Raw genomic sequence first — 13,727 nt, 5'->3', positions numbered from 1 at the left:
GTGCCGGCGCTCTCGCCTCCGCTACACCTTGGAGTGCTGCGTGTCGATGGTGTCGATTCCGTCCGGGCTGGGCACCAGGTGCATGTCGCTGAAAATGTGGCGTGCCTCGGCCTGCATGGTCCGCAGCACGGTGCCGGCCAGGCGCCGGATCTCCATGTCCGCGCCCCCGGATCCGCGCGATTCCATGAAGTGCCGCCACGCCCGCGCGTTGCCGGTGACCACGATCTTGGTTTCCGCGCAGTTGGGGAGAATGGCGCGCGCCGCCTGCCTCGCGCGCTTCTTTCGCATCGTGGGCGATCCGGTGTCGCCCACTTGGTCCGTCAGTTCCGCCAGCAGGTTGCGGTAGCACTCCAGCGTCTGCTCGCACCCCTCCGACCAGATCTCGTACGCGCGCGAGCCGTCCGCGATCTCCGGCGGCTGCACGAACGCGATGTTGGATTCATCCACGTACCGCTGGCTCAGCTGGCTGAAGCCGAAGCCCGCGCGGTGGCGGATCAGTTCGTGGGTCAGCGACCGGCTTACGCCCTCGATCAGCACCGTCCACACGGCGTGCTCCAGAACGCTGCCGTGCTTTACCTGCAGAATGTTTCCCAGGTACGCCTCGTTCGTGGTGCGCCCGGGAATGCTCTTGTGGCCGCCCTCCAGCCCGGCGTCCTCGCCGAACGACAGGTAGCACAGGCGCCCCGCGAACTCGGCCACCACCTCGCCCGCGACGTCGCTGTCGCTTTCCCACTGGATGTGCTCGGGATACACGAACTCCTGGCGGGCCAGGACGGTAACGCGGGGCTCGCGGATGATGTGCATCGTGAGGACCTTGGGCGGAAGCGGAAACGGGACGCGGCGCGCGGGAAAGCTAGGCCGCGCGGCGGGGCCGGACAAGTCGCGCGCGCGTAACGGACGGTGGAGGCGCGATCGGAATCCGTCCCGCGGCTTCGAGCAGGGGGGCGGGTCCTCCGCTCCCGCCCGTTGCGCGCGTGCGGCGCGCGCAACGATCTTTCCCGCATCGCCATCAACCCGCCGGGAGCCGCCGTTGCGCATCGCCTCACTGCTTTCGTCCGCCACCGAGATCGTGTACGAGCTGGGGCTGCAGGAGCACCTGGTCGCCATCTCGCACGAGTGCGACTGGCCGCCTCAGGCGCTGCACCTTCCGCGTCTCAGCCGGTCCCGTTTTGATCCCGCCGGCCTCACCAGCGGCGAGATCGACGCCGAGGTGCGCCGCTGCATGGTGGAGTACGGCAGCGTGTACGAGATTCACACGGACGCGCTGCGCGACGTACGGCCCGACATCATCCTCACCCAGGCCGTGTGCGAGGTGTGCGCGGTCCCCACCGGCTCCGTGCACGATGCGGTGGCCGGACTGTCGTTTCAGCCGGAAGTCGTTTCACTGGATGCCCATACGGTCGCGGGGATCTTTGCCACCATGCGGCAGGTGGCGGACGCGGCGGGGCAGAGCGCGCTCGGCACGGCGGCGGTCGAAAGGATGACGGCGCGCCTGGACCACGTCGCCGAAGCCGTCGCCCACCGGCCCCGTCCGCGGGTGCTGGCGCTGGAGTGGCTGGAGCCGCCGTTTGCGCCGGGGCACTGGATTCCGGAGATGGTGACGATGGCGGGCGGCGACAACCTGCTGGGCACGGCGGGCGCCCGCTCCGTGGAGGTGCCGTGGGAGCGGGTCGACGGGTCCGATCCCGATCACCTGCTTCTCCTCCCCTGCGGATACGATCTCGCCGCCGCACGCGCCGACGCGGACCGCTCCCGCGAGCGCCTGTACGCCGCCGCGCCCCGCGCGCTGCGGGAAGGGCGCGCCACGCTGGGGCACAGCGCGTACTTCAGCCGCAGCGGGCCGCGCATCGTGGAAGGCACGGAGGCGCTCGCCGCGTGGCTGCATCCGGATGCCGGCCTGCACGCCCCGCGCGAGCTGATCCTGGAACCCTGGTCCTGACGCCGGGCTCCGTTTTCCGCCAGCGCCGTCGCCTGTCTTCGCGCGGGGAGTTGGCGGAGGTCGTCTGAATCCCCGCTCTCGCCCGCCGCGCAGACTCGGTGAACTGCCGCGCGGCGGGTGGAGCGTCGGCCACCTTGGCGCGGGCGGGGCGGAATGTGGTCTCCCGAAAAATGCGGATGAACTCAGCACCGCCGCCTGACGTCGGCAGCGGTTGCGCGCCTCGCCGCGGCAGCCGCGCCGGACCCGCTTCCGCATCCCCGCGCCCTCGTTCTTCCCGCACTTTCGTACTCTCGTACTTCCGTACTTTCGTACTCCCTGGTTCCCGGCCTGTCCCTTGCGCACGCGCGCAGCATTGATCGGCCATATCCATCGCAACCGGACGACGGAGCAATGCGGATTCCCACGCGGGTGCACGGCATTCTTGACTATCTTCTGGGCGCGGTGCTGATCGGGCTTCCCTGGATTGCAGAATTCCATCGCGGCGGGCCGGAAACGTGGGTGTGCGTGGGGCTGGGCGCATTCGTGCTGCTGTACAGCCTGATCACCGACTACGAGCCCGGCCTCGTGCGCAAGCTGCCCATGCCGGTGCACCTGTGGCTGGACGCGCTGGGCGCCGTGCTGCTGGCCGTGTCGCCGTGGGTGCTGGGCTTTGACGAGCACGTCTGGATTCCGCACGTGGCCGTGGCGGCGGTTGAACTGCTCGCGGCCGTACTCACCAACACCGTTCCGGGCTATGACCGTCGCCGAGCGGCGCGATAACGAGATCGTCGATCCGCTGTGCGAAGATGCGTCCACCGTCGAGCCGCGGTCGCGCATCTCCGCCTACGCGGAAACCCGCACGGGCATTCACGCGCTTCCCGTCATCGACGCGCTGGGCGTAATCGAGCGGGGGCGCACCGGGCCACAGCCCGGCGACCCGCCGCTGATCTGGATCGACATCGCCGCCCCCGGCGCCGCCGAGGGTGAGTTTCTGCGCGACCGCATGGGCTTTCACCCCCTCGCGGTGGAAGACACGGTACGCGGCCGGCAGCGGCCCAAGATCGACCGCTATCACGGCTATTTCTTTCTGGTCGTCTACGCCGCGCACATCAACCCCGACCGCGACCGCATGGCGCTCAACGAGCTGCATGCGTTCATCGGCCACAACTTCGTCGTCACCGTCCACGACCACCGCATCGGCGAGCTGACCGAGGTGCTGGCCCGCTGGCGCGCCACGCCGGACCGCTTCCGCAACCCGGGCGGGCTGGCGCACGCCATCCTGGACCTTGTGGTGGACAACTACTTTCCCGTGCTGGACCACTTTTCCGAGCGCGTGGGGCAGCTGGAGGAGGGGACCGTGGAGCAGATCGGCAGCGGGATGCAGCAGGTGCTGAGCATGCGCCGCGAGCTGGTGCTGTTCCGGCGGATGGTGGGGCCGGAGCGGGAACTGATCGGCTCGCTGCTGCGCCGCGACATTCCGTTTCTGCAGCCGGAACTGCTTCCGTACTTTCAGGACGTGCACGACCACGCCATCCGCGTGGCCGAAGAGATAGACACGCTGCGCGACCTGCTGACGGGGGCGATGGAGGGGCAGATCTCCCTTTCCGGGCACCAGCTGAACGAGACGATGCGGCTGATGGCGGCGTGGTCCATCATCCTGATGGCGATGGCGTGGATCGCCGGCGTGTACGGGATGAACTTTGACCGCATGCCGGAACTGCACTGGAAGTACGGCTACCTGTGGGCGATCGGGAGCATGGTGGCGGTGGGGATGCTGCTGTTTGGGTATTTTCGGCGTAAGCGATGGGTGTAAGGGGAGTGCGTGAGTGCGGGGTGCTGAGTGCGTGAGTGGGGAAGTACGAAAGTACGGAAGTACGGAAGTACCGCGTCAGGCGGAGTTCGCGGGCGGCCCCCACCCGGGCCGGCATCACCGGCCCACCCTCCCCCAAAAAAGACTGGGGGAGGGTTGTTGGCGGGCGGATGATTCGGCGTGGGAGGCGGAATGAAGGCGCGCGCAGACTCTCCTGAGCGAATGAATCCGCCGCTCGAACAGCGCCAAGCCCCGACACCGGCCGCTGGCGCGTCCGGTTCGAGGCTTCAACTGCATCGAACTGCACCACCCGCGCCGAACCCACCCCCATGCTGAGGTCTCCCCCTCTCCCGCTCGCGGGAGAGGGGGCCGGGGGGAGAGGGGTGCCCGCCGCCGCGCCACGCCATCCGGATCGCGTTGAGATGCCGTTCTCCCCTCTCCGTGCGGCAGTTGCACGGGGAGGGGCCGGGGGAGGGGCCTGCCTCGGCATGCACCACAGTATCCGGCCCGCACGGCACTGGGGTGTGCTCCCTCTCCCACATCCGTTCGTGGGAGAGGGTCGTCGTGCGCAGCACGCGGGGAGAGGGCCCCCGCCCGCGGCCGCGCCACATCCTGTTGATGCAGCCGACCATTCGCCCCCGAACTTCCGCCCTCCCCAAAACCCAAGCCCCGGCGCGGAGATCCGCGCCGGGGCTTCGTCGATCCCGCCATCACCCGCGGGTCAGTAGATGAACACCGCGGTGCCCACGGGCACGTTGCGGTACATCCACAAAATATCGTCCTTGTGCATCCGGATGCAGCCATGGCTGGCCGCGCTGCCGATGGACGCCGGGTTGTCGGTACCATGGAAGTAGTACCCATCGTACATCTCCAGCTTGGCCACGCCCAGCACGCCCTTGTGCGCGCGCTGCGGGCTGCCCCAGGGCGGAATGATGACCGTGTTGCCGCTCACCGGAACACGCCCCGCCGGGTACCCCGAAAGCGCGTTGGGCGACGCGTTGCTCATGTCGCGAATGCCCATTCCGCGGTTGCGCGCGTACTCCACGTAGTGCCAGTTGGGCGGAACCCAGATCGGATCCAGCTCCTTGTGGGTGATGGACATGCGCCCGCGCGGCGTAATGAACCGCTTGGTCCGTCCCTCAATCACCACCGTCTTGCCGGAGCCCACCGCCACCGGCGCCTTGAACAGCGTGTCGTTCCCCTTGAGGTACAGCACGCGGCGCTCCGCCAGGCTCACCACCAGGTACGGCCGGTTCTTGGGCGCCAGCTCTTCTTCGCGGCTCGCCAGCTTCTGCTCTTCTTCCGCCGCCCGGCGCACCAGGTCGGCCTCCTTGCGGCGGACGTACTCCAGCGAGCGCGTGTCGTTCTGGTACGTCATCTCCGTCACGCGGCGAGTAAGGCGCTCGTTGACGGCCCACGCCGACGTGGCCGCGAACAGCCCCGCCGACAGCAGCACGCCCAGCAGCATCGCCACCACGCCCAGCTTGTGGTCGTGAAAGATGCGGCGCACGTGCCCCTTGGGGGTAAAGTCGCGCCGTTCCGGAATGCTGTCGGGCCGCCTGCGGTTGGGAATCTGGTCCATCGTGCGTACTGCTCCCCGGCCGTCCTCGCGGGCGGCCGTTCAAAAGGGTCCCGGCGTCAGTAGATGTAAACCGGCGTGCTTTCGCCCACGGCGTCAAAGATGGCCGCCAGATCCTGCGACCGGGTCATGAACCCACCCGGCTTTACCGTCTCGGCCAGCGGTCCCCTGCTCGGCTGGCTGTAGATTTCCGTTCCGTCGTCCAGGCGCAGCACGTACGCGCCCAGCCCGCCCGCCACCCGCCGCTCCGACTCCGGCGGCACGGGCTCGCCGCGCGCCACGTACACCCACTCGGGCACCGTGTACGTGGGCGAGGTCTGCCGCTCCGCCACCTTGCGCTCCCCCACCGGCCTCACCAGCCGCCAGGTCCGTCCGTCGGGCGCGCGCACGACGGAGTCCGGGCCCACGGAAATGTGCACGCGGCGCAGCGTGGCGGTGCCCTGCCTCAGCTCCAGCACGGAATCGTCCAGGACGATGGCCAGGTGCCGGTTCTTCTGCTCCAGCGAGCGGATGCGCATGTCGCGGCGCAGCACGGCCACCGCCAGCGCGGTGCGGCGCTGCTGGTTGGCCAGCAGCGAGTCGCGCGTGGCCTTCTGCGCGGTGGAAAGCTGCCGGTTGAAGTACTCCGTCTCCGACTGGTAGCGCGGCACCCGCGACGCAATGACCCCCGCGCCGCCCAGCAGCAGCAGTACCAGCAGAAGTGTCCCCCAGAAGAAGGCCGGATGATCGCGCCAAAGGCTGCCGCGCGGTCGGCTGTCGCTCATGTGCCCTGTCCAGGATGGGAGTGTGACGGAATCCGGGAGCACCCAGTGCAAGAGGTGTTCCCGTGTATCCTATGTATCTATGCAGCAATGACTTGCGCATTTTCTCCCGTCCGCCGCGGGCATTCCGGGACGATGACGGTGGATGGATGGCTGCTTCAGCGGATTCCGTACGCCGTCCTGTGTGGATGACGGGCGTTGCCTGATGGCGCGGCGGGCGGATGCGGGGCATCTTGTACGGAATGAGGAGGAGGATGACTTCCGTTCCCGGGCAGGTGTAATGAACCGAACGTTCTGGATTCTGGGATGCGCGATGGCGCTGATGGCGGTGGGCACGGGGGCGTTCGGCGCGCACGCGCTGCGGGCCCGGCTGAGCCCCGAGATGCTCGCCGTGTGGGAGACCGCGGCGCGCTACCAGATGTACCACGCGCTGGCGCTGCTGGCCGTGGCCATGGCGATGCCGCGCGCGTCCGGCGGATCGTGGAACGCCGCGGGATGGCTGTTCACCGCGGGGATCGTCCTTTTCTCGGGCAGCCTGTACGTGCTGGCGCTGAGCGGAATCCGCTGGCTGGGCGCCATCACTCCGCTGGGCGGCGTCTGCTTTCTGGCGGGATGGGCGCTGCTGGCGTTGGCCGGGCTGCGGATGGTGTCTCGGTAGAGAGACCACGGCTGTCCTCTGCGGGCGACAGCGAGCCGCGCGGGTTCCATTACGATCCGGCGTAAGACGTTCTGCATCATTCTGATACAGAATGCCTCCCGGGCGGCGCAGACGTTGCCCCGTACCCGCTTCAGCCCGTCTGCAACCTCAGAACATCCCGGAGGATCCATGCGCATTCCCGTTTCGCTGCTTGTGGCCGGCACGCTGGCCGCCTGCGCCCCCGCCATGCAGCAGCAACCCCCGCAGCCCGCCGATTCGCCTCTGCAGGCGGAACTGCGCCTCACCAGCCAGGGGCTGGAAGTGGCGTTGAGCGAGCGCGCCGAGGTGGCCGTGTTTGCCGTGGTTCCGGGGATGGGCACCTACGTGGTGTACCCGCGGCGCCACGAGGTGGGGCGCGTGTTTCCGGCGGGGATGTGGCCGCTGCGCCAGCCGGGGCAGCCGGGCGACCTGGGTGACGTGGGGCAGCTGCCCTCGCTGCTGAAGAGCCAGGCCGCGGTGCTGGTGCTGGTGGCGGGCCGCGACCTGGACGTGGAGCGCTACGTGGAGGCGGGAACCGCGGGTGATCTGCGCCGCGACATGGGCCTGGCCGCCTTCCGCTCCAGCGATGCCGGAACGTCCATCGCGCGGCTGGCGGAAGTGGTGGCGGGCGATCTTCCGGAGGACAGCTGGTCGATGGACGTGCGCGCCGTGAGCCCCGCGCTCCTGCGCAGCGCGACGGCGCCGCAGTCGGCGGTGCTGGCCCGGTTTGATCCCACGCGCACCTCGTGGCTGCTGGTTTCGTGCGCCAACGGCGGCGTCTCCATGGTGCACGATGGATGGGGCGCCACGCCGTGCCCCCGGCGCGAGGCGGTTCCGGCCCGCCGCCCCCCGGCTCGTCCCGCGGCGGTGCGGCAGCGCACCCCGTTTGAAACGCGCCGCCGGGAAATGCCGGGGATGGGCCAGGCGGGAATGTCCCGCGGAGGATCGGGCTCGTCCAGCACCACCAGCACCCGCAGCACGCCGTCCGTGCAGTAGGGGCCGGACGATAGAGGATACGAAACACCCTTCCGCGCAGCGGGAGGGTGTTTCTGCTTTCGGGGGGGATGACGATCCGCGCGGAACCGAACCGCCCGGCCCCGGTATCCGTTGCCGCGGAAGCAGTTGCGCGCAACGCGCGGTTGCGTGAGGGATTCGCGCCCGGAGGGCCGAGAACGCGGTTCGCGCGTGCTCCGACTTCGCTCGACGAGATCAACCGTGGCGCGAACCGGGGGCTCGGCGCCGTTGGCAACAGCTGTATCGTTGCCTACGGCGCGCGAAGCCCGACCCCGCGCAGCGGGGGCACGCCCAGAGGGGAAGTGCGTTAGTGCTGGGTGCGTGAGTGCGTGAGTGCTTGAACCGCGGTGCTCGGTGCCAAGTGCTCAGTGCCCAGTGCCAGTGCCATACGTGAATGCCGGGTCCGTAAACGCAGCAACGCGAAATGTGCAGAACACGCCTCAAGACGCGCGGGACATGAAGCTGAACGTGTTGATGGACGAGGTGTCCGGCTGCAGAACCTGCGGGCGGCTGGTGGAGTGGCGCGAGCGGGTGGGCGTGGAGAAGCGCAAGTCGTTTCGCGATCAGGACTACTGGGCGCGGCCGGTGCCCGGCTTTGGCGATCCCGACGCGCGGCTCATGGTGCTGGGGCTGGCCCCCGCCGCGCACGGCGCCAACCGCACCGGACGCATGTTCACCGGCGACCGCAGCGGCGACTTTTTGTACGCGGCCATGCACCGCGCCGGGTTCGCCAGCCAGCCCACCTCCACTTCGCGCGCCGACGGGCTGCAGGTGCGCGACGCGTGGGTGACCGCCGCCGTCAAGTGCGCCCCGCCCGACAACAAGCCGCTGCCGCCGGAGCGGGACGCGTGCTCCGCCTTCATTCAGGGCGAGCTGCGCCTGCTGCCCAACGTGCGCGTCATTCTCTGCCTGGGCGGCTTTGCGTACGATGCGGCGCTGCGGCTGATGCGCGAGGCCGGCACGCCGGTTCCGCAGCCGACGCCGAAATTCGGGCACGGGGTGCGCGTGGCGGTGCCGGGCGCGCCGGCGCTGCTGTGCTCGTACCATCCCAGCCAGCAGAACACCTTCACGGGCCGCCTCACCCCCGCCATGCTGGATGACGTCTTCGCCGCCGCGCGGGAGATGATCAACGGCTGACGCGCATTGCGGTTCACGCCACTTCGCGCTAGCCTGTCATGCGCCGGGCGCCCTGCCCGGAGCCGTTCATTCGCCCGCCGTCTTCATCTCTTCCAAGGTCCATCCATGCTTACTGGAGCCGTTGCCTCCGCGTCGTCCGGCGCGCGCGGGTTTGACGCCGACACGCCGATCAGCGACGAGGCCGCGCAGGCCTTTGTGCAGGCCGGGTTCACCTTCTGCCTGCGCTACATCGGGCGGACGGCCATGAACCCGTCCACCGACCTTTCCGCGGAAGAGGCGCAGCGCCTTCTGGGCCACGGTCTGGCACTGATGACGGTGCAGCACGTGGAAGAGCCGGGATGGGCGCCGTCGCAGTCGCTGGGCGAGGAGTACGGCCGCAACGCCGCCGCCTTTACGCAGCAGATCGGGTTTCCGCCGGGCGTGTCGGTGTGGCTGGACTTGGAGTGTGTGGCGGAAAACGCGCCGTCCGCGGACGTGGCCGCCTACTGCAACGCGTGGTACGAACAGGTCGCCGCGGCGGGATACGTTCCCGGCGTGTACGTGGGCTACGGGCCGGGGCTTTCCGGCTCGCAGCTGTACAGTGAACTGAAGTTCGACAGCTACTGGGCCGCGTACAACGTGGACGGCGTGTCGCACCCCGCGCCGCGCGGCTGGCAGATGATCCAGTCCACCGGCACCGGCACCATCGGCGGGGTGTCCACCGAGGTGTACGACGTGGACCAGATCCAGACGGATGGCGAGGGCGGCGTGCCCATGTGGCTCAAGGCCTGATTTCCATCCGCCGGGATCGTCGATCCGCGGCTTCGGGGGATGGATGATGGATAGGAAAACGGCGGCATTCCCCTGGGGGTGCCGCCGTTCTTCGTCCATCCGCCGGGCGAAACCTCAGCGCAGCAGGTGATCGCCCGTGTCGAAGGTGGTGCGGAATTCCTGCAGCATGCGGTCCAGGTAGCGGTTGTACATGGGCGTGGAGCGCGCCGCCACCCACCCGGAATCGGGATGGACGCGCACCCGGCTCTCCACTTCCACTTCCATGTTGAAGATGTCGCCGCGCATGGCGTAGCGCGCCTGCCGCGCGGATACGACCAGGCTGATTTCCGCCTCGCGCACGTCCGTTTCGTCGTCCAGGACGGGGCGGCGCTTGATGTGGGTGGTCCACCGGGCGTTCCGGTCCGATTCGTCCGTGCGCTGCAGCTCAAAGTGCAGCCGCCCCAGCACCCGCGGCACCTCGGCGATGAACTGCTCGCGGCGCGCGGCGCCGACTTCGTAGCGCTTGGTGGGCGAAGGCGCGGCCGTGGAAACACCCCGGCAGCCGCAGAGCAGCGCCGTCGCGGCGCACAGGATGGCGGTGCGGATTCTCATGATCGGTTTCGAGCGAGGAGGGGTGGGGATGATCGGCCGCAGGGGACGGCGGCACCATGGGGAAGCGGGACGGATTCCAGACGTGCGCGAACGGTTTGCGTCACCGGGCAGGTAATCCCACCCGTGTCACCCCGCCCGTCCGGGCGGCGGTCGCGCGGGGATGCCGCCGGTCGCGCACCGATTCCGGCGGATCAGTTGCGCAGGTGCTCGCCGGTGTCGAACGCGGTTCGGAAGTCCTGGATGATGCGCGCCGCGAAACGGTCGTACTCGGGGGTGTGGCGCACGGGGGTCCACGCGGAATCCGGGTGCACGCGGGTGCGGCTCTCCATGTCCACCGTCATCTTGAACAGGTCCCCGCGAATGGCGCCCTGTGCCTTGCGCGCGGTGACGACCAGCTTCATCTCCCCTTCGCGGACACCCGTCTCATCGGTGAACACCGGCCGAGTGCGCGGCATGGTGATCCAGCGAAAGTTGGTGGACGATTCATCGAAGCGCTCCACCTGAAAGCCGAGGCGGCCGAGCTGCTGCGGCACACCCTGCCGGAACTGGTCTTCGCGCGAGACGCCCACCTGGTACGAGGTGCTGGGCGACGGGCGTGTGGTGGCGGCACCCTGGCAGGCGCAGAGCAGCGCTCCCGCGGCGCACACGAGTCCGGTGCGGATCTTCATGGGGCTTGTGACTGGAGGGGAGAACGGGGGAGCAGCAACTTAGATGCGGATTGGAACCCGGGGCAAGGACGCCCGCGTCCGCATCGGCCCGAACGAACAACGGAAGATCGATGGGTTTCCCAAGCGGATCGTCTCCTCCCCGGACGGCATCCGCGGCACGACGCGGCCGCTGTTCCCTGCCTGATCCGCATCCCCGTCCCCGTCCCGGCGAGCAGAAACCAGAGTTTCTGGAACGAACGTCCGGCTGGCGCCGCCCGCCGCGAGCATGTAAGCTAGGTAGATCGCCCCCTCCGTCCCCGGGGGCGGCCCCGGCGCGGCCCGAGGCGCGCACCCGCGCGCGGCGGCGGAAGCCCGCGCCCGCACCACGCATCCGCGGTACATCAGCCCGGCGCCACCGCCGGCGTTTCCACCCTCCAGGAGGCAGAATGAGCAACCGTCCTTGGGTTTCGCACTACACGCCGGGAACCAGGCCGGACATCACGCCCATCCCGTTCCGCACCATCGCGGACATGGTGCGGCGGCAGTCTGCGGCGTCGGGATCCGCCACGGCCTTTACGCAGTGCATGCCCAACGGGATGGCGGGCTCGCTCACCTTTGCGCAGGTGGACCGCCTGAGCGACGAGTTTGCCGCCTACCTGCGCGGCGGGCTGAAGCTCAAGGCCGGCGACCGCGTCGCCATCCAGATGCCCAACTCGCTGGCCTACCCGGTGGTGCTGTTCGGCGTGATGAAGGCGGGATGCGTGGCGGTGAACACCAATCCGCTGTACACGCCGCCGGAGATGATTCACCAGTTCAGCGACTCGGGCGCGCGCGTGCTGGTGATCAGCGACCTGTTCGCCGACCGGCTTCCCGCGGTGCTTCCCAAGACGAAGATCGAGACCGTCGTCACCGTGCGCGTGACGGAGTGGTTCGCCACGCTGCAGGCCACGCTCATCCGCGCGGTGCTCAAGTACGCCAAGAAGCAGCTTCCGCCCATCACCGTTCCCCACACGCCGCTGCAGGACGCGCTCAAAACGGGCCGCGAGCGGCTGGCCAGCGGGGTGGACCTGGCCGGCTACCTGGACGGCGTGGGGCTGGATTCGGTGGCGGCGCTGCAGTACACGGGCGGAACCACGGGGGTAAGCAAGGGGGCGGCGCTTTCGCACCGCAACCTGCTCACCAACGTGGCGCAGATGCTGGAGATGAACGGCGCCTACCTCAAGGCCGGCGAAGACAGCATCATGACGGCACTGCCGCTATACCACATCTTTGCCTTCACCGTGAACCTGCTGCTGTTCTACCAGCTGGGCGGGCACAACATCCTCATCCCCAGCCCGCGGCCGCCCAGCAACCTGCGCAAGCCGTTCGAGAAGTACCGCATCACCTGGTTCAGCGGCGTGAACACGCTGTTCAACGCGCTGGCTAACGAGGACTGGTTCATCAAGAATCCTCCCAAGCTCAAGCTGTCCGTGGCCGGCGGCATGGCGCTGCACGGCTCGGTGGCCAAGCGGTGGGAGCAGGTGGTGGGCACGCCGGTGGTGGAGGGCTACGGCCTGACCGAAGCCTCTCCGGTGGTGAGCTTCAACCCGGTGCAGGCCGTCAAGGTGGGCAGCATCGGCATTCCGCTGCCGTCCACGCTGGTGCGCTGCGTGGACGAGGCGGGCGCCGACGTCCCCAACGGCACGCCGGGCGAGCTGCTGGTAAAGGGCGACCAGGTGATGGTGGGCTACTGGGAGCGCCCGGAGGAGTCGGCCAAGGTGCTGCGCGACGGGTGGCTGTACACCGGCGACGTGGCGGAGATGGACGACGACGGCTACGTGAAGATCGTGGACCGCAAGAAGGACATGATCCTGGTCAGCGGCTTCAACGTGTATCCCAACGAGGTGGAAGAGGTGATCGCCGCGCATCCGGGCGTGCGCGAGGCGGCGGTCATCGGGGTGCCGGACGAGCACAGCGGCGAGGCGGTCAAGGCGTTCGTGGTCAAGAAGGATCCGTCGCTGACGGCCGAGGCGCTCACGGCGCACTGCCGCTCGTCGCTGGCGGGGTACAAGGTGCCGCGCCAGGTGGAGTTCCGCGACGATCTGCCCAAGAGCCCCATCGGCAAGATCATCCGCAAGGACCTGCGGGTAGCGGCGCCGGCGGCCGGCGTTCCGGCCTGATCGCGTCTTCTCCTTGGGTGTAGAGGCACAGCGCGCCGCGACCGGAATCCGGGCGCGGCGCGCTGCATTTGTTCTTTCCCATGACGATCGGGAGCTCCGGTTTGATCTACCGCTTTCTGGCCGACGTGCTGCTGGTATTTCACCTCTCCTTTGCGATCTTCGCGGGGATCGGGGCGCTGCTGGTGCTGCGCTGGCCGCGGCTGCGGTGGGTGCACGTGCCGGTGGCGGCGTGGGGCGCGCTGATCATGTTCGGCGGATGGATCTGCCCGCTGACGCCGCTGGAAAAGTACCTGCGCAGGCTGGGCGGCCAGGCGGGGTACGAGGGCGGCTTTCTGGAGCACTACATCATTTCCGTGCTGTACCCGGCGGGGCTCACGCGCGGCCTGCAGATCGGGATCGGGCTGTTCGTGGTGGCGGTGAACGGCTTCGTGTACGGGCGGATGATCGCGCGGCGCAGGCGTGCGTTCCATGCGGACGGCGGTGTGCCCCGCGGGTGACGCGGTGGATGAGATGCGGGCCGATGAACCCCGGACGGCGATGCTGTCCGGGGTTTGTCGTGTCGGGGATCGGTCGATCCATAAGGCGACCGACGTTGGCGTGGGATCGCGCCCGGGAGATGGACGTGTGCGCGGCGGCGGGCTGGGGCCCTCACCCCGCGTGCTGC

At 69.0% G+C, this 13,727-nt stretch carries 15 protein-coding genes; 10 read left to right on the top strand and 5 right to left on the bottom strand.

Features of this window, described 5'->3' with window-relative positions; genetic code table 11:
* Positions 1–21: 21 nt before the first annotated feature.
* Complete coding sequence (gene thyX / locus HNQ61_RS02730; protein WP_170031464.1) at positions 22–804, bottom strand: FAD-dependent thymidylate synthase; 783 nt, start codon at positions 802–804, stop codon at positions 22–24.
* A gap of 226 nt (positions 805–1,030) precedes the next feature.
* Here thyX and HNQ61_RS02725 point away from each other — a divergent pair, with 226 nt between their 5' ends.
* The 3 genes from HNQ61_RS02725 (at position 1,031) to corA (ending at position 3,731) form a co-directional block, all read left to right on the top strand.
* Positions 1,031–1,939 carry a cobalamin-binding protein gene (locus HNQ61_RS02725; protein ID WP_170031461.1) on the top strand — a complete coding sequence of 303 codons (909 nt, stop codon included), beginning with the start codon at positions 1,031–1,033 and terminating at the stop codon, positions 1,937–1,939.
* A gap of 390 nt (positions 1,940–2,329) precedes the next feature.
* Positions 2,330–2,698 (top strand): SPW repeat domain-containing protein, encoded by a 369-nt coding sequence (locus HNQ61_RS02720; RefSeq protein WP_170031458.1) that lies wholly within the window; start codon positions 2,330–2,332, stop codon positions 2,696–2,698.
* Entirely contained in the window at positions 2,673–3,731 is a 1,059-nt protein-coding gene (gene corA / locus HNQ61_RS02715) for a magnesium/cobalt transporter CorA (RefSeq protein ID WP_170031455.1), read from the top strand. Before HNQ61_RS02720 ends, corA begins: the two co-directional genes overlap by 26 nt.
* Before the next feature lie 718 nt (positions 3,732–4,449).
* On the opposite strand, the gene HNQ61_RS02710 is transcribed toward corA, so the two are convergent.
* Together HNQ61_RS02710 and HNQ61_RS02705 are read right to left on the bottom strand one after the other, a co-directional pair.
* Positions 4,450–5,310, bottom strand: a complete 861-nt coding sequence (locus HNQ61_RS02710; protein ID WP_170031452.1) for a L,D-transpeptidase — start codon at positions 5,308–5,310, stop codon at positions 4,450–4,452.
* Positions 5,311–5,366: 56 nt separating this feature from the next.
* A complete protein-coding gene (locus tag HNQ61_RS02705; protein ID WP_170031449.1) occupies positions 5,367–6,071 on the bottom strand; it encodes a hypothetical protein in 705 nt (234 codons plus the stop codon).
* A gap of 277 nt (positions 6,072–6,348) precedes the next feature.
* On the opposite strand from HNQ61_RS02705, the gene HNQ61_RS02700 reads away from it, so the two are divergent.
* The 4 genes from HNQ61_RS02700 to HNQ61_RS02685 all read left to right on the top strand — a co-directional run bounded on the left by HNQ61_RS02700 (position 6,349) and on the right by HNQ61_RS02685 (position 9,666).
* Positions 6,349–6,726: a DUF423 domain-containing protein gene (locus tag HNQ61_RS02700; RefSeq protein WP_170031446.1), complete on the top strand. Its 378-nt coding sequence runs from the start codon at positions 6,349–6,351 to the stop codon at positions 6,724–6,726.
* 168 nt (positions 6,727–6,894) lie between these two features.
* The gene (locus HNQ61_RS02695) at positions 6,895–7,740 is read left to right on the top strand and encodes a hypothetical protein (protein ID WP_170031443.1); all 846 of its coding nucleotides are present in this window, start codon (positions 6,895–6,897) and stop codon (positions 7,738–7,740) included.
* 474 nt (positions 7,741–8,214) lie between these two features.
* Positions 8,215–8,895, top strand: coding sequence for a uracil-DNA glycosylase (locus HNQ61_RS02690; RefSeq protein WP_170031440.1), 681 nt, complete (start codon positions 8,215–8,217; stop codon positions 8,893–8,895).
* A 105-nt stretch (positions 8,896–9,000) separates the two neighbouring features.
* Positions 9,001–9,666, top strand: coding sequence for a DUF1906 domain-containing protein (locus HNQ61_RS02685; RefSeq protein WP_170031437.1), 666 nt, complete (start codon positions 9,001–9,003; stop codon positions 9,664–9,666).
* 114 nt (positions 9,667–9,780) lie between these two features.
* Here HNQ61_RS02685 and HNQ61_RS02680 read toward each other — a convergent pair whose 3' ends face one another.
* Together HNQ61_RS02680 and HNQ61_RS02675 are read right to left on the bottom strand one after the other, a co-directional pair.
* Entirely contained in the window at positions 9,781–10,257 is a 477-nt protein-coding gene (locus tag HNQ61_RS02680) for a hypothetical protein (RefSeq protein ID WP_170031434.1), read from the bottom strand.
* Positions 10,258–10,448: 191 nt separating this feature from the next.
* Positions 10,449–10,925, bottom strand: a complete 477-nt coding sequence (locus HNQ61_RS02675) for a hypothetical protein (RefSeq protein WP_170031431.1) — start codon at positions 10,923–10,925, stop codon at positions 10,449–10,451.
* A 43-nt stretch (positions 10,926–10,968) separates the two neighbouring features.
* On the opposite strand from HNQ61_RS02675, the gene HNQ61_RS02670 reads away from it, so the two are divergent.
* From HNQ61_RS02670 to HNQ61_RS02660, 3 genes are all read left to right on the top strand, one after another.
* Positions 10,969–11,109, top strand: coding sequence for a hypothetical protein (locus HNQ61_RS02670; protein ID WP_170031428.1), 141 nt, complete (start codon positions 10,969–10,971; stop codon positions 11,107–11,109).
* Between the two features lie 241 nt (positions 11,110–11,350).
* Positions 11,351–13,063 carry an AMP-binding protein gene (locus tag HNQ61_RS02665; protein WP_170031425.1) on the top strand — a complete coding sequence of 571 codons (1,713 nt, stop codon included), beginning with the start codon at positions 11,351–11,353 and terminating at the stop codon, positions 13,061–13,063.
* A gap of 101 nt (positions 13,064–13,164) precedes the next feature.
* On the top strand, positions 13,165–13,560 hold the full coding sequence (locus HNQ61_RS02660) for a DUF2784 domain-containing protein (protein WP_221239641.1): 396 nt from the start codon (positions 13,165–13,167) through the stop codon (positions 13,558–13,560).
* Positions 13,561–13,727: the final 167 nt, after the last annotated feature.

The organism is Longimicrobium terrae (assembly GCF_014202995.1).
GTDB lineage: Bacteria > Gemmatimonadota > Gemmatimonadetes > Longimicrobiales > Longimicrobiaceae > Longimicrobium > Longimicrobium terrae.
Note: the sequence above shows the minus strand (reverse complement) of the source record. Positions and strands in the feature narration are given on the sequence as shown.